The sequence below is a fragment of the Paenibacillus thermotolerans genome, assembly GCF_028745515.1.
GTDB classification, from domain to species: Bacteria; Bacillota; Bacilli; order Paenibacillales; family YIM-B00363; genus Paenibacillus_AE; species Paenibacillus_AE thermotolerans.
The window spans coordinates 46,807-67,049 of sequence record NZ_JAQZSG010000006.1 but is presented as its reverse complement, the minus strand read 5'-3'; the positions used below and the strand labels follow the sequence as shown (position 1 = coordinate 67,049).

Annotated in this window: 19 protein-coding genes; 2 read left to right on the top strand and 17 right to left on the bottom strand. The window is 55.9% G+C overall.

The window, feature by feature from the left end; all coding sequences use genetic code 11:
• Positions 1-15: 15 nt before the first annotated feature.
• From PT964_RS07125 to PT964_RS07110, 4 genes are all read right to left on the bottom strand, one after another.
• Positions 16-975, bottom strand: a complete 960-nt coding sequence (locus PT964_RS07125) for a cation diffusion facilitator family transporter (protein WP_274362649.1) — start codon at positions 973-975, stop codon at positions 16-18.
• Positions 972-1,856, bottom strand: a complete 885-nt coding sequence (gene secF, locus PT964_RS07120) for a protein translocase subunit SecF (protein ID WP_274362648.1) — start codon at positions 1,854-1,856, stop codon at positions 972-974. Before secF ends, PT964_RS07125 begins: the two co-directional genes overlap by 4 nt.
• Positions 1,846-3,072 carry a protein translocase subunit SecD gene (gene secD, locus PT964_RS07115; RefSeq protein WP_274362781.1) on the bottom strand — a complete coding sequence of 409 codons (1,227 nt, stop codon included), beginning with the start codon at positions 3,070-3,072 and terminating at the stop codon, positions 1,846-1,848. The genes secF and secD overlap by 11 nt, the downstream gene beginning before the upstream one ends.
• Before the next feature lie 143 nt (positions 3,073-3,215).
• Positions 3,216-3,506 (bottom strand): post-transcriptional regulator, encoded by a 291-nt coding sequence (locus PT964_RS07110; protein ID WP_337995012.1) that lies wholly within the window; start codon positions 3,504-3,506, stop codon positions 3,216-3,218.
• A 169-nt stretch (positions 3,507-3,675) separates the two neighbouring features.
• On the opposite strand from PT964_RS07110, the gene spoVB reads away from it, so the two are divergent.
• The gene (spoVB, locus tag PT964_RS07105) at positions 3,676-5,238 is read left to right on the top strand and encodes a stage V sporulation protein B (RefSeq protein ID WP_274362647.1); all 1,563 of its coding nucleotides are present in this window, start codon (positions 3,676-3,678) and stop codon (positions 5,236-5,238) included.
• 28 nt (positions 5,239-5,266) lie between these two features.
• Here spoVB and PT964_RS07100 read toward each other — a convergent pair whose 3' ends face one another.
• Entirely contained in the window at positions 5,267-6,016 is a 750-nt protein-coding gene (locus PT964_RS07100; protein ID WP_274362646.1) for a YetF domain-containing protein, read from the bottom strand.
• 161 nt (positions 6,017-6,177) lie between these two features.
• Here PT964_RS07100 and PT964_RS07095 point away from each other — a divergent pair, with 161 nt between their 5' ends.
• A complete protein-coding gene (locus PT964_RS07095) occupies positions 6,178-6,570 on the top strand; it encodes a TIGR04086 family membrane protein (protein WP_274362645.1) in 393 nt (130 codons plus the stop codon).
• An 83-nt stretch (positions 6,571-6,653) separates the two neighbouring features.
• Here PT964_RS07095 and yajC read toward each other — a convergent pair whose 3' ends face one another.
• The 12 genes from yajC to thrC all read right to left on the bottom strand — a co-directional run bounded on the left by yajC (position 6,654) and on the right by thrC (position 20,219).
• Positions 6,654-6,980 (bottom strand): preprotein translocase subunit YajC, encoded by a 327-nt coding sequence (gene yajC, locus PT964_RS07090; RefSeq protein WP_274362779.1) that lies wholly within the window; start codon positions 6,978-6,980, stop codon positions 6,654-6,656.
• 44 nt (positions 6,981-7,024) lie between these two features.
• A complete protein-coding gene (gene tgt, locus PT964_RS07085) occupies positions 7,025-8,161 on the bottom strand; it encodes a tRNA guanosine(34) transglycosylase Tgt (RefSeq protein ID WP_425262684.1) in 1,137 nt (378 codons plus the stop codon).
• 19 nt (positions 8,162-8,180) lie between these two features.
• Entirely contained in the window at positions 8,181-9,224 is a 1,044-nt protein-coding gene (queA, locus tag PT964_RS07080) for a tRNA preQ1(34) S-adenosylmethionine ribosyltransferase-isomerase QueA (RefSeq protein ID WP_274362644.1), read from the bottom strand.
• A 4-nt stretch (positions 9,225-9,228) separates the two neighbouring features.
• Positions 9,229-11,361, bottom strand: coding sequence for a SpoIID/LytB domain-containing protein (locus PT964_RS07075; RefSeq protein ID WP_274362643.1), 2,133 nt, complete (start codon positions 11,359-11,361; stop codon positions 9,229-9,231).
• Positions 11,358-12,371, bottom strand: a complete 1,014-nt coding sequence (gene ruvB, locus PT964_RS07070; protein ID WP_274362642.1) for a Holliday junction branch migration DNA helicase RuvB — start codon at positions 12,369-12,371, stop codon at positions 11,358-11,360. The genes PT964_RS07075 and ruvB overlap by 4 nt, the downstream gene beginning before the upstream one ends.
• Before the next feature lie 20 nt (positions 12,372-12,391).
• Entirely contained in the window at positions 12,392-13,045 is a 654-nt protein-coding gene (gene ruvA / locus PT964_RS07065) for a Holliday junction branch migration protein RuvA (protein WP_274362641.1), read from the bottom strand.
• Positions 13,042-13,545, bottom strand: a complete 504-nt coding sequence (gene ruvC, locus PT964_RS07060; protein WP_274362640.1) for a crossover junction endodeoxyribonuclease RuvC — start codon at positions 13,543-13,545, stop codon at positions 13,042-13,044. The genes ruvA and ruvC overlap by 4 nt, the downstream gene beginning before the upstream one ends.
• 356 nt (positions 13,546-13,901) lie before the next feature.
• On the bottom strand, positions 13,902-14,537 hold the full coding sequence (locus PT964_RS07055; protein ID WP_274362639.1) for a BofC C-terminal domain-containing protein: 636 nt from the start codon (positions 14,535-14,537) through the stop codon (positions 13,902-13,904).
• Positions 14,538-14,703: 166 nt separating this feature from the next.
• Positions 14,704-17,097 carry a LysM peptidoglycan-binding domain-containing protein gene (locus PT964_RS07050; RefSeq protein WP_274362638.1) on the bottom strand — a complete coding sequence of 798 codons (2,394 nt, stop codon included), beginning with the start codon at positions 17,095-17,097 and terminating at the stop codon, positions 14,704-14,706.
• Between the two features lie 158 nt (positions 17,098-17,255).
• Positions 17,256-18,161, bottom strand: coding sequence for a prephenate dehydratase (gene pheA, locus PT964_RS07045; RefSeq protein WP_274362637.1), 906 nt, complete (start codon positions 18,159-18,161; stop codon positions 17,256-17,258).
• Positions 18,155-19,150, bottom strand: a complete 996-nt coding sequence (gene thrB / locus PT964_RS07040) for a homoserine kinase (protein ID WP_274362636.1) — start codon at positions 19,148-19,150, stop codon at positions 18,155-18,157. Before thrB ends, pheA begins: the two co-directional genes overlap by 7 nt.
• Positions 19,143-20,219: a threonine synthase gene (gene thrC / locus PT964_RS07035; protein ID WP_274362635.1), complete on the bottom strand. Its 1,077-nt coding sequence runs from the start codon at positions 20,217-20,219 to the stop codon at positions 19,143-19,145. Before thrC ends, thrB begins: the two co-directional genes overlap by 8 nt.
• Positions 20,220-20,243 lie beyond the last annotated feature (24 nt).

The following is a 20,243-nucleotide window of genomic DNA, read 5'->3' as shown; positions in this document are numbered from 1 at the left end:
GCAAATCGAATCAAATTAATGCAGCAGCGTCGGCAAATCTTCATGACCCGAGTCGACGACGCTTTTATACGGATAACCCGGGTCATACGGATTCACATGAATATGAACATCCGAAACGTGCGTATAAGATTTCATAAGTTCATTTTTGACCGCTTTCGCGATATCATGCCCTTCCATTACGGAAATGCGAGGGTTTACGCTGATTTTGCAATCGACGACCACATAATGCCCGTGCTCCCTTGCACGCAGCTCGTCAACGGTAATGACGCCGCGGACGTTCTGCGCCGTCTGAATGAGCTCTTCGGCATCCTCGTCGTGCAGTACGTGGTCGATCGTCTTGTGAGCCGTTTCTCTAACGAGCTTGTACCCCATCCGGATGACCAGAACGGCCACGAACAGAGCGGCGATCGGATCCGCATAATACAGCCAAGGCATTCCCAGTATGGCTCCCGCATAAGCGGCACCTGCTCCAAGCAGCGCACCGGCGGAGGAAAGCACGTCCGTCCGGTGATCCCATGCGCTTGCCATCAAAGCTTGCGAGTTGAGCTGGCTGCCGAGCGCGATATTATACCGGAACAGAGCTTCCTTAGCCGCAATCGCGATAACGAGTGCGGCAAGCGCGTACCATTCGGGCGCTTGCAGCGGTTCGCCTGCGAAAAATATCGTTACGACGGCGCCGCGGGCCAGCTCGAAGCCGACAAGCAGCAAAAGCACCGATACGACGATCGCCGAAATCGATTCCGCTTTGCCGTGCCCGTACGGGTGATCCCGATCCGGCGGCCGCTTGGAAGATTTAATGCCGATCAGCACGACGAGGGAGCCGGCAACGTCAGACGCGGAGTTCGCCGCATCCGCGATCAGCGCTTTGCTGCCCGATAAAAATCCGGCAGCGCCTTTCAGAACAGCCAAGCCCAAATTTCCGAAAATGCCGAGCCAAGCGGCAAATTCCGCTTTGGCGTGACGATTCTCCGTCATTTTGACCTCCTGGGACTCCTTTTTTTCAAATCATACCAAAGCTGTGAAGCGACACATATCGAAGAATATGCGCCGCTGACCAGACCGAGGATCATAGCGAGCGAAAACAGGCGGATCGATTCGCTGCCGAAGATGAACAGTGCGACGGCGGCTACCAACACCGTCATTACGGTATTGATCGAGCGCGTCAACGTCTGCCAGATGCTGTTGTCGACCAGAAAGGCAAGATCTTCCGCCGTCTTCGTTTTGCCGAAACGCATATTTTCCCGTATCCGGTCGAAGATGACGATCGTATCGTTAATGGAATAACCGATAATCGTAAGCACGGCCACAATAAACGGCAAATTGACTTCCAAGCGGAAGATGGAAAAGAGCGAGATAACGATCAAGGCGTCATGCAGCAGCGCAATGACCCCGGACACCGCAAAGCGCCATTCGAAGCGGATGCTGATATAAATAATGATGAACAAGCTGGCTACAAGTACCGCAATCCCCGCATTCGTCAGCTGTTCTCTCGCCAATGCCGGGTCTACCGTATTTTCCTCATACGATACTTGATCCCCGAATTCGGCTTTGAACGCCTGATCGATCGCTTGGACCTGCTGCTGAGTGAGCGGCGCTTCAAATCGGACGGAGACGCGGTCGCCGCCCACGGACGGATTGATGCCCTCAAAGCCCGCTTTCGCAAATAAATCTCTTGCTTGCTCGGCCGTAACCGGCTTCCCGGTATCGATGTCGAGCGTCGAGCCCGCTCGAAAATCGACGCCGAAGTTTAATCCGAACAGGCCGAGCGACAGGACGCCGAGCAGCGTCACGATGATGGAAAACATATAAAACTTTTTCCGGTGCTTTACGAAATCGAATTGAATATTATAGCGCACGGATTTCCGCCTCCTTCACACCGAAATAGCCCGGCTTCTTGATGAGGTTGCTTCGAATGAGAAGGTTGAGCAGCAATCTCGAGAAAAATACGTTCGTGATAATACTGCCGACGATACTCGTGATCAGAATGACGCCGAAGCCCTTGATGGAAGACGTGCCTAAGAACATGATGACCGCCGCGGCGATGATCGTCGTAACGTTCGCGTCCATGATCGTTCTAAAGCTGTTCTTCGACCCTGCGCGGAGCGCGGAAGGAATCGATTTGCCGCTGCGAATTTCGTCTTTGATCCGTTCGTACGTAATGATGTTGGCGTCGACCGCCATCCCCAAGGCAAGAACGAATGCGGCGATACCCGGAAGCGTAAGCGTTACGCCCATCAATTTGAATGCCAGCAATAGCAGCCACGTGTATGAAATGAGTGCAATGGACGCTACCAGTCCCGGAATCCGATAAAACGCGAGCATAAACAGTAATATAATGGCCGAGCCGATAATTCCGGCAAACACGGTTTCTTGAAGCGATTGTTGGCCGAGTGTGGCGCCAACGCTCTGGGTGTATTTTTCGGTCAGCTTCAGCGGCAATGCGCCGAGGTTGATGATGTCGGCGACCTTCTTCGCTTCGTCGAACGTATACCCGCCCTCGATGATCGCTTCGCCGTTCGTAATAACCGCGTTGACGGTAGGCGCGGAAATCATTTCTTCATCCAGGTAAATGGCCAGCGGCTGACCGAGCAGCTTCTTCGTGACATCGGCAAACTTTTTGGCGTCCTTCACCTTCAAAGCGATATACGGACGTCCCGCCTGGTTAAATTGAACCGAGGCTCCGCCTTCCACGAAATCGCTTCCGATCATTTCCTTGGTGCCGTCCGGTCCGCGGAACGTCAGCTCTGCGGGCTTGCTGAGAATCGCCCGAACTTCCTCTTCGTTCTCCACGCCGGCAATTTTGACGCGAATGCGGTCTTTGCCTTCCGGCGTAATTTCCGGCTCCGACGTGCCGACGTCGTTCACGCGCTTCTCCAAGCTTTTCGCCGTTTCGCGAAGCGCGTCTTTCGTCACCGCTTGTCCTTCCTCCAGCGGCGTCGCAACATAAAGAATTTCAAAACCGCCCTTTAAATCCAATCCAAGCTTCAAATCGTTCACGAGCGCCGGACTTGTCGCCCCGACTACTCCGAACGTTACGAGCACGATGAGAATAAAGGCCGCGAATCGTTTCATGTCCATAGCAGCAATTCATGCTCCCTTCTTAAAGTCCAATAGCCTTATTATATCACCTCGTAAAATCGAGTCAAAAACGTAAATCCTTACATTTGCAGCCAAAGAAAAAAGGAACAGCCGTCAGGCGGTTCCTTTCCTTATGTTCAGCTCATCTTCCATACGCTCAAAGTCATCCAATTCATAAATTGGGTCGGCTTCAGCGACAATATATCGTTCACGACTTTATGAATCGGCGGCGTTTCCTTGTACTTGCTGCTCACGCAATCCCATATGTCTTTGCCGGATACGCGATCGTACCCGAGCATATGAAACTCTTCCGCTTTGCTGTTGCACACCTCTTCGATCATGGCATTCAGCTCGGAATCTTGAAGCTCGTGCTGCTGGCCGTCTTCTTCGGGTCTTACTTCCCCGGCTTCCCGCTCCTGCTCGGACATCGGCCGAATCCCTCCATTACGTTCATGCTCCTTCTCTTATTGTAGCACAAAAGACAAGCATGTTGGCGACATTTGATTCATAACCATAGGATGACGGACAACTTCCTCCCCCTGAGATAAGCCCTATCGGGACTTCTCGGCGTCGGACGGATGATGCGAAGGAGCGGCTATGAGCAAACAATCGTTCATTAAAGGGACTATGATTTTATTGGCGGCGGGACTGATCAACCGCATTCTCGGCTTTGTGCCCCGCATCACGCTTCCGCGGGTCATCGGCGCGGAAGGCGTCGGCTTATATCAGCTCGGATATCCGCTGCTGATCGTATTGCTTACTTGCATTACGGGCGGCATTCCGCTTGCTGTCGCGAAGCTGGTCGCCGCCGCCGAATCCGACCGCAATGAACGGAAGGTGCGAAGCATCCTTCATTTGTCTTTGATGTGCACGCTGCTGCTCAGTCTGTTGTTTACCGGTATTTTGCTGTTCGGCGCTTCTTGGATATCTAGAACGCTGCTTAATGACGGCCGCGTATACTACACGATTCTCGCCATGTCCCCCATGCTGCTGATCATCGGCATCTCTTCCGTATTCCGCGGTTATTTTCAAGGCAGACAAAACATGACTCCCACCGCCATGTCCCAAACGGTCGAAACGATTGTCCGAATTGCGGCCATGCTTCTTTTCTCATACCTTCTGCTGCCTTACGGCTTGCCATTTGCGGCAGCCGGCGCCATGTTCGGCGTAACGGTCGGTGAAATCGGAGGTCTCGCCGTCATCGTCTCTCAATACTTGCGTTCTCGCCGTGCTTACCACGCCTTGCTATCGAAGGAACCTCCGTCGAACGATGCGGCTCGGCCGGCATCCTCGCTATTGCGTTCCTTGCTGCGCATTGCCGTGCCCGTAACCGGCAGCCGGCTCGTCGGATCGGGCTCCTATTTTCTCGAGTCGGTCATGACGGTTCAAGCGCTTGCCGCGGCCGGCGTGGCAGCCGCCGTCGCAACAACCCAATACGGCACGCTCCAGGGGATGGTCATCCCCGTACTGCTGCTTCCGGGTGTATTGACGTACGCGCTCTCGGTTTCGCTCGTTCCGTCTTTATCGGAAGCGGCGGCGCGGGGAGATATGAGGACGATTCATAAGCGGCTCCACCAAAGCTTGCGCCTCGCCCTCGTTACAGGGGCTCCCTTTGCCGTGTTTATGTACGTGCTCGCAGAGCCGATTTGCTACTATTTGTACAACGAGCCCGAGGTCGGCGCCATGCTCAAAATGATGGCCCCCGTCGCCGTCTTTCTATACTTCCAAAGTCCGCTCCAGGCCGCGCTTCAGGCGCTGGACCGCCCGGGCGCGGCGCTGCTCAACACGTTTTACGGCGCCGCCATCAAGCTGACCTTGATTTTCCTGCTCGCCGCGCAGCAGCGATTCGGCATCTATGGCGTCGTCGCGGCCATCAATGTGAATATCGTCCTCGTTACGATGCTTCATTGGAATAGCATCGTAAACTTTATCAAATTCCGCTTTCCGCTGCTCGATATTGTAAAAACCGCCGGAGCGGCCTGCGTAGTCGCTTTTTCGGCCCATTACCTATATGTAACCGAGTGGACCCCTTCTCCTCTGCTTCGCTTCTTAACCGCGGGAATCGGGGGCATTGTGCTCTATCTTGCATTAACGATGATACTGAAGCTGATCGATAAAGACGACTTCGGCCGCTTGCCGTTTCCGCGCAAAAAGCCGTAAACCTCACAAAAAAAGCGTCGTTTACGGCTTACCGCTCCTTCTTGTCGATAAACAGCTTCCCCCGATGATCCACTGTACATAGAAAGACGGATTTGATATCGCCGATCCCTCTGCTTTGCAATTCGTTTTTCAGCCAAAACCGCGTCTTCCCGATTTTCCTTAAACTCTCTTCGTTGACTTTGCCGTCCATAATAAGCGGCAGCGGCAAGCCTTCGTAGCGGATTGTAACGGGCTTTCCCTCGTGGTCGAGGAACGTTCTCGAGGCGGGTTCCTTCGAACGGCCGCCGGCCTCCTCGTCGCTTTTACCGCAGTTTTCGTTTTTTCCGGATTCGTTCGTAAATACCGAGAGCTTTCCCGATGTCTCCAGCACCGCAAATTCAACGTCGGCCACATCGCGAATGTTTTTTTCTCGCAGCTGCATCAGCAAATCGTCCAGGCTGTAGCGCTGCCGGCGCATTTCCTTTAGATGAAGCTTGCCCTTCGTAATGATGATGCTGGGCTTTCCTTCAAACAGCTCCCTAAGAAACCTGCTTTTCAGCGTAATATATGCGATCGTAATTTGGGTCGCCGCCAGCATCCCGATCGGTAAAATGCCTTCCCAAAGCGGCCTCCGTCGGTCTTCGATGACTATGACCGCCATTTCGGCAATCATGATCGAAATGACGATGTCGAATACGGACAATTTGCCGATTTCCCGCTTCCCCATCAAACGGAGCACGACATTGATCAAAAAGTAGATGAGCAGAGTACGCCAAATTAGGCCCAACACTTCTTCCATTCGGCACCTCCCTTGGCATTCATCCGGCGCATTGGTATTCTGGCTCCTCAACATCCGGACCATTCAACATTCCGCCGCGTAAGTTTTGGCAGCTTGGTCTTTTTTTTACGGCTTGACCATAAGGTGTAGTAATGAACATGTAACGGAGGTCGATGGAAAAAATGAATCCGATGAGAGGCGTGACTACGAGCGTTCGAGCTGGTTCTCCTCTGTTTACGGGACTGCTTTACTCCCTCGTAACGATGGCGGCCGCAACCTTGGTAATGTCGTTATTTTTGAAATTTACCGGGATGAAGGAAGCGTCCATGACGACGTACGTCTACATCATCCACTGCATTTCGCTCTTATTCGGCGGTCTGGTAACCGGAAAGCGGGCCGGGAAGCGGGGATGGTATTCCGGAGGCATGATGGGCATATTGTACAGCATCGTAATCATCCTGATCGGGTTTTTAAGCTATGACGCGGCGTTCACGCTTTACACGTTCATACTGCTGGCATTATCCTTTGCCGCAGGGGCGTTCGGCGGAATGATCGGCGTAAACCTAAGAAGGTAAGATTGCCGGGGAAATATTCGCAAACAAAAAAAACGCCGTTCTACGGACATCATCCCGTGGAACGGCGCTTCTGATTTTTCGGTTTATTTCTTTTCTTCCGCAGTCGTGCTGGAAACTACATTGTCGATCGCCGAGCGATTGAACGTAAGGCGGGTCGAGTCGTTAACAAGCAGCACCACGGTGTCGTCCGTCATCTCCACGATTTTGCCGTGCATGCCGCCCACCGTAACTACCTTATCGCCCTTCTTCAGGTTGGACAGAAGCTGGTTTCGCGCTTTCTGGCGCTTCTGCTGCGGACGAATCAGAAGAAAATAAAAAATGACGATCATTAATACGAACGGAAGCAGCAAGCTTAATGTCGACTGTCCTCCGCCAGCGTTATTTGCCGCGAGCAGTGCGGCGCCACCCATGAAAACCATCGTATTCCTCCTTGAGTCATAATGAACGTAATGGATTAAAAACCTTTGTCGTTGTCATGGAGCCCGTATTTCGCAAAAAACTCATCCTTGAAGTCGCCTAAACGGTCCTCCATGATCGCCTGACGAACGTTACGCATCAGCTCGAGCAAGAAGTACAAATTATGATAGGTCGTGAGCCGAATGCCGAACGTTTCGTCGGCCTTAATCAAATGGCGTATGTATGCGCGCGAATAATTTCGGCACGTGTAGCACGAGCATTCCGGATCGAGCGGCCCGAAATCGCGGGCATATTTCGCGTTGCGGACGACGAGCCGGCCGTTGCTTGTCATGGTCGTCCCGTTGCGGGCGATCCGCGTCGGCAGCACGCAGTCGAACATATCGACGCCGCGGATGGCGCCTTCGATAAGCGCATCGGGGGAGCCGACGCCCATTAAATATCTCGGTTTGTTGTCGGGCAGCAGCGGCACGGTATGCTCTAGAACCTCATACATTAAGTGCTTGGGCTCGCCTACGCTAAGTCCCCCAATAGCATACCCCGGGAAATCCATGGAAGTCAAATCCGCCGCGCTGATTTTGCGGTACTTCTCGTACATGCCTCCCTGAACGATTGCAAATAACGCCTGGTCGTGCGGCCTCGAGTGCGCCTTAAGGCATCTCTCCGCCCAACGGCTTGTGCGCGCCGTCGAGTTCTTGACATATTCCTCGTCCGCTGGATACGGAGGGCATTCGTCGAACGCCATCATAATGTCGGAGCCGAGAGCGTTCTGAATTTCCATCGCCGTTTCCGGACCGATAAACAGCTTATCCCCGTTTAAGTGGGAGCGGAAATGAACGCCTTCTTCGGTAATTTTCCGCAAATCGCTAAGCGAAAACACTTGAAATCCGCCGCTGTCGGTTAAAATCGCGCGGTCCCAATTCATAAACTGATGCAAGCCGCCCGCCTCGCGGACCAAATCGTGCCCAGGCCGCAGAAACAGATGGTACGTGTTGCTTAAGATGATACCCGCACCCATCTCTTTAACCTCTTCCGGGCTCATCGTCTTGACCGTCGCTTGCGTCCCGACCGGCATAAAGGCCGGCGTATCGAAGCTGCCATGCGGCGTGTGAACTCTTCCGAGCCGCGCCCCGGTTTGCTTGCAGGCCTTAATAAATTCGTAAGTCACTGCGGCCACTATTGCCTCACTCTTTCCGTTAGTAAATAAACATCGCGTCGCCGAAGCTGAAGAAGCGATATTCCTCTTTCACCGCTTCCCGGTAAGCGTGCAGCACGTTCTCTCTTCCCGCTAAGGCGCTGATCATCATTAACAGCGTCGACTTGGGGAGATGAAAATTCGTAATGAGCGCATCGACCGCGACGAACGTGTAGCCGGGATAAATAAAGATGCCCGTCCAGCCGCTCAGCCTCTCTTCCGGTCCGGTAAACAGCCGGCCGCCCGCCGACTCGAGCGTGCGCGCCGACGTCGTGCCTACGGCAATAATACGTCCGCCGCGCGCTTTGGTTTCGCGAACCGCCCGAATCGTCTCGAGCGGCACCTCGTAATATTCTTCGTGCATGACATGCTCTTCCACGACATCCGCCGATACGGGCCGAAACGTGCCGAGTCCGACATGCAGCGTTACCGTTGCGGTCCGAACGCCATAGGCGCGAATCCGCTCCAAATATTCGCTCGTGAAATGCAGTCCCGCCGTCGGCGCGGCGGCCGAGCCCGGATTTGCGGCGTATACGGTTTGGTACCGGTCTTTGTCGTCCAGCTGTTCCTTGATATAGGGCGGCAGCGGCATATGTCCGAGCCGCTCCAATAACTCCATAAATATGCCTTCGTAGGTGAAGGAGACGATTCTTCCGCCGCCTTCCGTCTCCCCTTCGATCCTGGCCGTCATAACCGGAGCGGCCGGGTCGTCTCCGAAGAGGATGACCGCCCCTTCCTTCAGCCGTTTGCCCGGCTTGGCCAGCGTCTCCCACCGGTCGCCGCCGAGATCTTTCAGCAGCAGCAGCTCCGCCTTTGCTCCCGTATCCGCTTTTACCCCGTATAACCGGGCCGGAAGCACCTTCGTATCATTCATGACGAGTAAATCACCCGGCGACAGCAGGGTGATCAGATCGGAAAAATGCTTGTGCTCCATCTCGCCGGTGCGCTTGTTCAGCGTCATGAGGCGGGATGCGGTTCGTTCCGGCAGCGGAGTTTGCGCAATGAGCCGCTCCGGCAATTCGAAATCAAACAAACGTACGTCCATGTGCTCAACCTTTCACAAGAGCCGCGTCTTTGTAGTAGTATTGCAGAATTTTCCTATAGTCATACCCGAGGTCGGCAAGTCCGAACGCTCCCCACTGCGACATTCCCACTCCGTGCCCGTAGCCGAAGCCGATAAAACGGAAAAAAGGCGAAGTCGTAGCATATCTGGCGGTACCGTCGCCGGTTGTAATCAAATACCCGTCCGTATTTACCGTGTTCTTGCGCCCTCCGGCTCCGATCACGGTAACCGCCGCTTCGCCGTTCGGGCTCGGGAGTGACGTTAGCTTGCCGCCTGCCCCCAGCACGGTTACCTTGGACGTTTCCTCCACCTCGAACCTTGTGCTTGGCATATTCAGGAGCGTTCGATAATTTTCCGGCCGTTGAACCGGTATAAGCGTATCGTTGGCGGTCATGGCGGTCACTCTGCCTGTCGTGCTTCCTCTGCCGGTAATCTCCAGCTCCCGCAAGCTTGCCATGCCGGAAATGACGGTTGATCCGAGACCGCTCGCTTTCATCAAGCGCAGCAGCTGATCGGCGGAAATCGGCCCGCGAATCCATTGATAAGCGGTGGATTCCATGTCCCGCCCGATGACGGTCACCTTCTCGGAGGCGCTTAAGGTGCCTACCGGACCGTTCGTCTCATTATTAACGTAAGGCGCCGGCCTTACGTTCACGCCGCTCTCCGTCGCCGTCCCGAGGGGCAGCCCTGCGCCGTTCGTCTCCCCGGTAAGCCGAATGTAGTCGGACCGGACGTAGCCGATCTTCGAGCCTCCGAACACAATGCGATACCATAGCAGCCTTCCGCGCTCGGCGCGGTTGTCGAGGCTGGCAACGGACGACATGCCCTCAACGCTCATGCCCCATACTTCCATCGGATCGGCGGTCATATTGCCCGCATTGCTATGATAGAACGCATCGAGCAGCTTCCCGCTGGGCGCAACGAGCACCTCGCCCGCCGTCGCCCGAGCGGCGTCCTGAGCAACGGGGAATTCCCTTTCGATGCCCTTGTACGCTTGGTCCGCCGTTCCGTCGGCGACGTTCGCGATGCCGTACTTCAAGCCTTGCTTCACGACGTAAGTACGGGCAGCGACAGCCTGCGCCTTCAGCACCTCTACCGGCCAGGCGGCGTCCAGCTCGGAGCCGACCACGGAAGCGACGTATGACTCGATCGGCAGCTGATTGACAACGGCTAGCGCATTGTTGTATTTCGACAGCTCTATGACGCCGCGGTACGCCTGATTCGACTTTTCCTTCACGCGGATGCCGGCGGTCGCTTGGAGCGGCTCAGCGATCACTTTGTGCCCTTCGCCCGCAATGATATAGTGAGCTGTTGCCGCCCCTAAGCCTGAAGCGCCGGTACGGTCCGTTCTGCGGATAAGGTGCGGCGCCGCCGGGTCCACCGCCGCCGGCGCGATGCCGGGAGCCTTCTGAACCGCTTGGCTGACCGCCTGCTGCAGCTGCGCATCGGAGGCAGCCTCGCCGATCCATACATAATACTTTTTGTTCCCCGCTTCATCGATTCCAAGCGCGACCTCCGCAAACACCCCTGCGTCCAGCAGCGCTGAAGCGGCCTTTACGGCGTCCGCCTCCGCCGCATGAGCGGACGCGGCGGCATAGAGCGGCCCGGTCAGCTTCCATCCGCTCGCTGAGGCTTGCGCTCCCAAGGCGCTGTTGCCTGCGAGAGCGGTGCGCGCCGCCTCCGCCTGCGCAAGAGTGCCGTACGGGCCCGCATAGACGCGATAAATCGGCTTCCCTTTTACCGTATATTCAAATATCGAAGCTTGCTGTTTGGCGTTCTGAAGCTCCTTCTGGACCGCGGCGGCCTTCGCCGCATCGCTTGTTTCCAGCAGCAACAAGCGAAAGCCGATCGCAGAAAGCCTCGTTTCGCCGGATCCCGCCGTCTCGAGCCAAGGAGCGGAGCTTCCGTCCGGCAGCAGCCGGTTTAGACGCAATCCTCCGTCGGATGACAAGGTTGCCGCGGCGGCCGGCGCGGAATATTTATCGGTTACGATAAACAGCGCCACCCTGACCTCTTGGGGAACGGCGAACGTTCCGGTGTCCGCGGAAGCGGCGTTCGGAAGCAGCAGGCCGAGCGTCAGCAGCACATAAACAATCGAGCGTACAATCTTCGTTTTCATTCGCCTTCCGTTCCTTTCGGCAGAGGTAATCCGAGATGGCGATAAGCGCTCGGCGTCACCGTTCGGCCTCTCGGGGTTCGTTGCAGAAAGCCGAGCTGCAGCAAATACGGCTCATATACGTCTTCGATCGTCTGGCTTTCCTCGCCGATCGTCGCCGCAATCGTATCGAGCCCGACCGGTCCGCCGTTAAAGCTCGTAATGATCGAACGAAGCATCTTGTGGTCAATGGAGTCGAGGCCGAGTCCGTCCACCTGAAGCATTTGCAGCGCCGTACACGCCACATCCTTGGTAATGACGCCGTCGCTGCGAACCTGAGCGTAATCCCTCACGCGCTTCAGCAGCCGATTCGCGATTCTCGGCGTGCCTCTGGAGCGAAGAGCGATTTCCTCAGCCGCCTCGCCAACGATCTGCACGCCGAGAATGTCGGAGGCGCGCGAGACGATATAAGCAAGCTGGTCTACGGAATATAGCTCCAGCCGGCAAACAACGCCGAACCGGTCGCGAAGCGGCGCGGACAGCAGTCCCGCTCTCGTCGTCGCTCCGACGAGCGTGAACGGGGGCAAGTCCAAGCGGACGGAGCGCGCGCTCGGCCCCTTGCCGATAATAATATCGAGTGCGAAATCCTCCATCGCCGGGTAAAGCACTTCTTCCACCGTCCGGTGAAGCCGGTGGATTTCGTCGATAAACAGCACGTCGCCCTCTTGCAGATTGGTCAAAATCGCCGCCAAATCGCCAGGCCGTTCGATTGCAGGCCCCGACGTCGTCCTTAAGTTTACGCCGAGCTCGTTGGCGATAATGTTCGAAAGCGTCGTCTTGCCGAGCCCGGGAGGCCCGTACAGCAATACGTGATCCAAGCTTTCCCGCCGCAGCTTCGCCGCTTCTATGTAAATTTTCAGGTTTTCCTTTACCTGCTCCTGTCCGATATATTCGGACAAATACCGGGGACGAAGACTGTACTCGACTTGACTGTCCTCCATCATCAAGTGAGCGGAAATGATGCGATCCTCCATATGAAGCTCCCTCTCCCGTGTTACTTCCCTTGATACAATGCTTGCAGAGCAAGCTTAATCATAGCGTCGGCGCCGGTTCCTTCCTGAACCTTGCCCCTGATGTCCTTCCACGCGCGTTCGGTTTCGGCGTCGGTGTACCCGAGCGCCTGGAGCGCTTCCTTCGCTTCGCGCCAGACGGCGGCCGTCGATGCCGTGGTGCCCGCAGGGACGCTTCCGCTTACCCCGGGATCGTCCTCCGCACGGGCGCCTGCCGGAACGGATACCGCCCCTCCGAGTCCATCCAGCTTGTCCTTCAAATCAAGCACGATGCGCTGCGCCGTCTTCTTCCCGATTCCGGGCAATCGCGTCAGGAAGGTCAAATCTTCATCCTGTACGGCCCGGACGATCGTTTCCGGCGTGCCGCCGGACAATATGCCGAGCGCCACCCTCGGCCCGATGCCCGTCACGTCGAGCAGCTTGCGAAACAGCGCCTGCTCCTCGCGGGTTGCGAAGCCGAACAACTGAATGGCGTCCTCGCGGACATGGTGATGGATGTACAGCGTAACCGCGGCTTCGCCTTTGCCCGCAAAGGCGTAAGGGTTTGGGCAAAATACCCGGTACCCGACATCGCGGACGTCAAGCACCACAAAATCCGAATCAATGAAAACGGGCTTGCCCCGTAAAAAATCGATCATGGTTTCCGAACCTCTTTAATTTTGTCAAGTAGTGTGGATGAGTGCGCATGGCAAATCGCGATCGCAAGCGCGTCCGCCACGTCGTCGGGTTTCGGCACGGCAACGAGGTTCAGCAGCATCCGAACCATCTCCTGCACCTGCTTTTTCTCGGCTTTGCCGTAGCCGACGACGGCTTGCTTTACTTGCAGCGGCGTATATTCGGCAACCGGAAGCCCCCGCTGCACGGCTGCCAAAATAATGACGCCTCTCGCTTGTCCGACGGTAAGTGCCGTCGTGACGTTCTTGTTAAAATAAAGCTTTTCGACTGCAACCGCATCGGGCTTGTATTTGTCGATCAGAGCGAGCATCGAATCATAAATCGTCTTCAGCCGTTCGCCTGAGTCGGTATCCGCCTCGGTCTGAATGGCTCCGTATTGAATCGGCAGCATGCGGCTGCCTTGTTTGTCCACGAAACCAAAGCCGACGATCGCAAGCCCCGGGTCGATTCCCAATATTCGCATTGCAGCCTCTCCCTTTATATGCGAACATATGTAGTCTATTTTGTTAATCATATCAAAGGAAGACCGGAGCGTCCATCTTCCGTTATTCTCTTTTTTCCCCCCACGTAAGAAAAACGCCTGACGGATCCTTTGAATTCGAGCTCGAACGGACATGGATGCAGTTATTCCGCTTTTTGAACGGAGTTTGCAGTTTTAACGGACACCACAGCAGTTATTGCCTCGAAAAAGCAGGGATCAGCGCCAAAAATCGGGGGTTAACGTCTGTGGTGTCCGTTAGCTCCGCAACTTCAACAGAAAAAGACCTCCTTCGTGGGGCCCGAAAGAGGTCTGTGCCGCTTGCTTTATTGCTTGATCGCCTACTGAGGCTTCATCACTTTTTCCGTCTCGTCCACCGCAAAATCGCTGAATGTGGACAGCACGCTGTTATATTCTGCAAGATCGCGGATCCGAATGCCTCGCCTTAAATCTTCAACCGCTTCCTGCGGCAGGCTGCTTTCCAGATGCTCTACATTGAGCTGAAAAAAGGTTTTGACCGCTCGCTGCTCCTGCGGAGGACCGTCGAACAGCGTCAAGTTCCCGAGCGTGTCGATCCCAATATAGGAATTTAGTTTGCATTGATCGGACAAGTCGTCGACAACCGTTTCGAACGTAATTTTGCCGCCGGCCGCCCCGGTCATCTGCCACTGGGGATGCTCGTCCATCATGCGCTGAATTTCCGCAGGCGTATGGACGCCCAAAGAAGTCAGCTCCTCGCCGCAGACGTAGATTTTGTGAAGCAATACTTCTGTATTTTTATGAACGGGTACGGTTCGTGCAGGCTGCGGCTCCAGCTCTTGGAACGTCCTGACGGCGGTATCGGTGCTTTGGGATTCCGCGGCCGCGTACCAAGCCAGGCTGCAGACAACTACAAGCCATGCCCCAAGCGAAAGCCAACGCCGCTTCAGCCTCATCCGCTTTTTCAATTGTCTTTTAAACGCGCCGAAAAAGCCCATCGCTACTCCCTCACCCCTGTCTAAATTGTAAGCAAGCCGAAAGCATGAACGATATTAGCCATGAAATGTCTGGTATGCTTGCTTACTATTTTAGCCAGCGGGCTTGAGGGATATACGCTGCGAGGTGCGGCGACGGGCTTTTTCCATTTGATTCCTGATCAGAGAATCAGTTATATATCCAAGGTCTGTTTTCCCGGCGTACCGGTTTGCTCTTCGTCTTTCTGGTGCTTAAAAACTTGCGAACCGTCTCCCGGCGGTGCGATACGGACGCATCCTTTCTCGCTTTCGGGTTATTCGCCTTCTTCTCGTCTTCTTTGGACTCGGCTTTCGTTTCTTCGGCGCGGCTCTCAGCGGGAAAACCGTCTACGCTCGCCGTCTCCCGCGTCCCGTCATCGGAACGGGGGAGCGCATAAGGAAGCGGCGGACGTGTGCTGATGCGCATGCCTCCGCAGCCGCAGTCATGCAACGGCATTCCGTAAGCATGGTACGGCATCGCTCCCGGGTATGCAGCGGGATATGCGGGAAATCCGCCGGCAGCCGGCATTAGCGGCGCGGTAGGAACAACGCCGAACTGCGATGCGGCCTGCCCCGGGTATGCGCCCTGCTCAACCGGTCCCATTCCTGCCGGAAACGGCGGATACGGCTGACCGAACGGAGCGGCCGAGGGAACCCCCGGGAATGCGCCGAACGGGTTCATATAGCCGCCCGCTTCCACCGCCGGCGCAGGGAACTGGGCAAACGGATGGACGGCTTCTTCTTCCACCCCCGGCACATTGACATGAAGCGGGGAATAGGCCGATTGCTTCATATTCGTCTTGAAGGCGGACGCGGGCTGTTCCGCGGCGGCGAGTACCGGATTTTCGTTCGGAATCGGCATCATCGGCATATTATTCATCGGCATTTGGCTCAGCGGCATCATCTGGTTCATCGGCATTTGGCTCAGCGGCATCATCTGGTTCATCGGCATTTGACCCATCGGCATCATATGTTCCATCGGCATTTGGCCCATCGGCATCATATGTTCCATCGGCATTTGACCCATCGGCATCATATGTTCCATCGGCATTTGACCCATCGGCATCATATGTTCCATCGGCATTTGACCCATCGGCATCATATGTTCCATCGGCATTTGACCCATCGGCATCATATGTTCCATCGGCATTTGACCCATCGGCATCATATGTTCCATCGGCATTTGACCCATCGGCATCATATGTTCCATCGGCATTTGACCCATCGGCATCATATGTTCCATCGGCATTTGACCCATCGGCATCATATGTTCCATCGGCATTTGACCCATCGGCATCATATGTTCCATCGGCATTTGACCCATCGGCATCATATGTTCCATCGGCATTTGACCCATCGGCATCATATGTTCCATCGGCATTTGACCCATCGGCATCATATGTTCCATCGGCATTTGACCCATCGGCATCATATGTTCCATCGGCATTTGACCCATCGGCATCATATGTTCCATCGGCATTTGACCCATCGGCATCATATGTTCCATCGGCATTTGACCCATCGGCATCATATGTTCCATCGGCATTTGACCCATCGGCATCATATGTTCCATCGGCATTTGACCCATCGGCATCATATGTTCCATCGGCATTTGACCCATCGGCATCATATGTTCCATCGGCATTTGACCCATCGGCATCATATGTTCCATCGGCATTTGACCCATCGGCATCATATGTTCCATCGGCATTTGACCCATCGGCATCATATGTTCCATCGGCATTTGACCCATCGGCATCATATGTTCCATCGGCATTTGGCCCATCGGCATCATATGTTCCATCGGCATTTGACCCATCGGCATCATATGTTCCATCGGCATTTGACCCATGGGCTTCATATGTTCCATCGGCATTTGGCCCATGGGCTTCATATGTTCCATCGGCATTTGGCCCATGGGCATCATCTGGTTCTTCGGCATCGTTTCGGCCATCGGCATCATGTGCTCCATATTCGGCGGTAAGTATGGGGCGCTGGGAAGCGACGACAGCGGGAGCGCCGAAGACGGAGAAGGAACGTTGCCGAAAGGAGCCGGCGGTTCCGCAAGCGGCGACATGCTGGGCATCGGCGAGAAATTGACCATTGGCATCGCGGCGCTTTCCATCGGCTTCTTTTTCGCCTCGGCCGCCTCCGGCATATTCGGCATCGGTGCCGAAAAAACTTCAGGTGCCTTCACAGCCGGCTGGCTAAGCGGCGAATACGTTTCCGCTTCAAAATCCGTCTTCGGCTTTTTCTCGGCAGCCGCTTCCATCTTCTGTTTTTCCGCGGCGGCCTCCACTTTCGGCTTTTCCGCGGCGGCCTCCACCTTCGGCTTTTCCGCGGCAGCCTCAACTTTCGGTTTTTCCGCCATCGCCTCTACCTTCGGCGCCACCGGCCCCGTCGGCACCTTCACCTTCGCTCCAGGCTCAACGCGCATCGGATCCGCAATGTGCGGGTTTGCCGCAACGATTTTATCGACCTCAACGCTGTATCTTTGCGACAGGGAATATAAACTATCCCCTTCCTTTGCGATATGGATTTTCATACGCTCCCTCCTAAGAATCAAAGTCCGTACGGCGGACAGACAAGTGCGTCTGTGCGAACGCCTAATGCACTACATCTTATGCAGGGAGACGGCATTTGACATCATAAAATTTCACAAAAAAAAAGGAAGCCCTTAAAGACTCCCTTCCCGATCGTTTGTTACGCTTTGTCCGATGCTGCGGCGTACGTATAGCTGGGGTACGAGCCCATAATTCTTACCTGGCAGCCGACGGCTTTTATTTCCTCGACGGCTCCTTGCAGCAGCACCGAATCGAGCGAGGCTTGAACATCGATATAAAAATAATAGGTTCCCAGCTTTCGTTTGGTCGGCCGGGATTCGATCTTCGACAAATTGAGGCGCCTCCAAGCGAACGCCGACAGCAGCTGGTGCAGTCCGCCCGGAAAATCTTCGTCGGGCATGAGCAGCAGCGTCGTCTTGTGCTCGACGGGCTTAAGACCCATCGGACCGCTTTGGCCGATGCCCGGAAGCGGCTTCGCTCCGGCCAATACGAACCGCGTAAAATTATTTTGATTGTCCTGAATGCTCGTAGCCAATAGCTCCAGTCCGTACCGGTTCGCCGCCGCCGCGGCGCCGACGGCCGCCGAATGCTTGTCGCCCGATTCCTTCAGCAGCCTGACGGCTTCGGAAGTGGAAGCGGCCTGCTCCTGCTCCGCCCAAGGCAGATGCTCCGCCAAAAATTTTCTGCACTGCGCGAGCGCCACCGGGTGAGAGATCACCTTGCGGATCGATCGCAGCCGCTCTTCTCGTAAACCCGTATGCTCCGCATCCGGAAATGCGATCAAATTGACGGCGATCGGATACGTCCATTCCGCTTGAATCGGGAGCTCCACGTCATGCACGAGCCAATCGATATGCAGCGAGACCGAGCCTTCGATCGTGTTCTCGATCGGAACGACGCTGTAATCCGTTCTCCCCGAAGCGCTTGCTTCAAAAACTTCGGCGATCGTCTTACACGGCAGCAGCTCGCACGAAAGATGCTGCAAAAACCATTCCGCCGACTCCTCAGAGTACGTGTTCGGGCCTAAAACCGCTACCTTCAGCATGGCGCACCTGCTTTCCGAATTACATTCGCGAGCGGTTCTTCCGCCGAAATCACTTCAAGTCCTGCAGAAGACGGCTTCAGCCAAAGCATGTCTGCGGTAACGCCATGCTCCTGCAGCGTCGCCCTCATGAACGTCTCCAGCTCGCCCTTTCGCTCCGATTGTGCGTCAACAAGCGCAAGCAGCGTCGGGCCCGCTCCGCTTAATGCAGCGCCGAGCGCTCCTTGGTCGGCGGCTTGAAGCAAACACTGCTCCATCCCGGGGACTAACGGCGCACGATACGGCTGATGTATCCGGTCCGACATCGCTTCCCGGATCGCCTCCAGGTTCCCCGTCGCCAGCGCCGCGATCAGCATCGAAGCGTGTCCGATATTGTACACGGCATCCGCCCTGCTGACCCGATCCGGCAATACGGTGCGCGCTTTTCCCGTAGACAGCTCGAACGCGGGAATGGCGACAAGCGCTTCGAGGCGAGGATGCGGCTCGATCCGCACGTGCGAAGCCTTCCCGCCGTCCCATACGGCCGCGATGATGCCGCCGAACAAAGACGCTCCGACGTTGTCCGGGTGCCCTTCGATCTCCGTTGCCCATTGGAACAATTCATTCATCCCGAAGGGACTGCCGATCAACGCATTGGCCGCGCCCAGCGCGCCGACGATCGCCGATGCGCTGCTGCCGAGCCCCCTCGTAAGCGGGATCTCGCTGTACATGGTGATGTTCAGTTCTTTCGGCCCTGTTCCGGCCGCCGCAAAAACGCGCTGCGCGATCGTATACAATAAATTCGATTTATCCGTCGGCAGCCCGCTCACGTGCTCTCCGAGCAGCGTGAAGGACGTCGAGTCGGAGGGAGACATTTCGATCCAGCCGTACAAGTTCAGCGCCATGCCGAGCGCATCGAAGCCGGGCCCTAAATTGGCGGAGGATGCGGGCACCTTTACCCGCACCGCCCCCGCGCCGGCCGAAACTTGCATTCGATCTTCGCCGTTACGCATGCCGCCCAGCCTCTTCCGCCTTCGCGATCGCTTCCATCACGGCCTCTTCCGTGTCCGGAACGACGATCGGGTCTCCCGCAACGGTCTTGATCGCAATGTTCGGATCCTTCAAGCCGTGGCCGGTCAATACGCATACTACCGTAGCGCCCGCAGCCAGCGTGCCTTCGCGATGCTGCTTCATAATGCCCGCGATGGAGGCGGCGGATGCCGGCTCGGCAAAGATGCCCTCCGTTGCGGCAATCGTCTTATACGCGTGCAAGATTTCTTCATCGGTTACCGAATAAATGCCCCCGCCCGATTCCGTTTTGGCGTTTACGGCCGTATTCCACGACGCCGGGTTGCCGATGCGGATCGCGGTTGCAACGGTTTCCGGATTCGGGAACGGTTCGCCGGTAACGAGCGGGCTGGCACCCTCCGCTTGAAAGCCGATCATCTTCGGCAGGTTTGCGGAGCGGCCCGCAGCGTGATATTCCTTGAAGCCTTTCCAGTACGCCGATATATTTCCCGCGTTCCCTACCGGAATCGCTAAAATGTCGGGTGCGCGGCCCAAAGCGTCCACGATTTCGAACGCCGCCGTCTTCTGGCCTTCGATCCGATACGGATTGACCGAGTTCACAAGCGTAATCGGATGCTTGGACGTAATGTCGCGGACAATGGAAAGCGCGCGGTCGAAGTTGCCGTCGATCGCGATGACCTTCGCGCCGTAAGCGAACGCTTGCGCAAGCTTGCCTAGCGCAATGTTGCCGTTCGGAATGAGCACGATGCAGCTTAAGCCGCCGCGTGCGGCATAAGCGGCCGCCGCCGCCGACGTGTTTCCCGTCGAGGCGCACATAATGGTGCGGCTGCCTTCCTCCATCGCCTTGGCGACCGCCATGACCATGCCCCGATCCTTGAAGGAGCCGGTCGGGTTCATGCCTTCGAATTTAAAATACAAGTCGATGCCGAGCCGCTCCGACAGCCGGTCGGCGCGCACAAGCGGCGTATTTCCTTCATGCAACGTCAGCATCGGCGTCTTTTCGGTGACAGGCAGCAAGTCGCGGTAACGATCGATCAATCCCATGTATCTCATAGCTTGGATTCCTCTCCCTTTAAC

Bases quoted from the DNA above. Each gene is read 5' to 3' on its own strand.
- queA (WP_274362644.1), bottom strand. From the start codon at position 9,224: ATGGACGTACGTTTGTTTGATTTCGAATTGCCGGAGCGGCTCATTGCG.
- thrC (WP_274362635.1), bottom strand. From the start codon at position 20,219: ATGAGATACATGGGATTGATCGATCGTTACCGCGACTTGCTGCCTGTC.
- PT964_RS07095 (WP_274362645.1), top strand. From the start codon at position 6,178: ATGAATCCGATGAGAGGCGTGACTACGAGCGTTCGAGCTGGTTCTCCT.
- pheA (WP_274362637.1), bottom strand. From the start codon at position 18,161: ATGCTGAAGGTAGCGGTTTTAGGCCCGAACACGTACTCTGAGGAGTCG.
- thrB (WP_274362636.1), bottom strand. From the start codon at position 19,150: ATGCGTAACGGCGAAGATCGAATGCAAGTTTCGGCCGGCGCGGGGGCG.
- secD (WP_274362781.1), bottom strand. From the start codon at position 3,072: ATGAAACGATTCGCGGCCTTTATTCTCATCGTGCTCGTAACGTTCGGA.
- PT964_RS07125 (WP_274362649.1), bottom strand. From the start codon at position 975: ATGACGGAGAATCGTCACGCCAAAGCGGAATTTGCCGCTTGGCTCGGC.
- PT964_RS07100 (WP_274362646.1), bottom strand. From the start codon at position 6,016: ATGGAAGAAGTGTTGGGCCTAATTTGGCGTACTCTGCTCATCTACTTT.
- spoVB (WP_274362647.1), top strand. From the start codon at position 3,676: ATGAGCAAACAATCGTTCATTAAAGGGACTATGATTTTATTGGCGGCG.
- ruvA (WP_274362641.1), bottom strand. From the start codon at position 13,045: ATGATCGATTTTTTACGGGGCAAGCCCGTTTTCATTGATTCGGATTTT.
- ruvB (WP_274362642.1), bottom strand. From the start codon at position 12,371: ATGGAGGATCGCATCATTTCCGCTCACTTGATGATGGAGGACAGTCAA.
- PT964_RS07075 (WP_274362643.1), bottom strand. From the start codon at position 11,361: ATGAAAACGAAGATTGTACGCTCGATTGTTTATGTGCTGCTGACGCTC.
- ruvC (WP_274362640.1), bottom strand. From the start codon at position 13,545: ATGCGAATATTGGGAATCGACCCGGGGCTTGCGATCGTCGGCTTTGGT.
- PT964_RS07050 (WP_274362638.1), bottom strand. From the start codon at position 17,097: ATGAAAATCCATATCGCAAAGGAAGGGGATAGTTTATATTCCCTGTCG.
- PT964_RS07110 (WP_337995012.1), bottom strand. From the start codon at position 3,506: ATGTCCGAGCAGGAGCGGGAAGCCGGGGAAGTAAGACCCGAAGAAGAC.
- yajC (WP_274362779.1), bottom strand. From the start codon at position 6,980: ATGGGTGGCGCCGCACTGCTCGCGGCAAATAACGCTGGCGGAGGACAG.
- PT964_RS07055 (WP_274362639.1), bottom strand. From the start codon at position 14,537: ATGGGCTTTTTCGGCGCGTTTAAAAGACAATTGAAAAAGCGGATGAGG.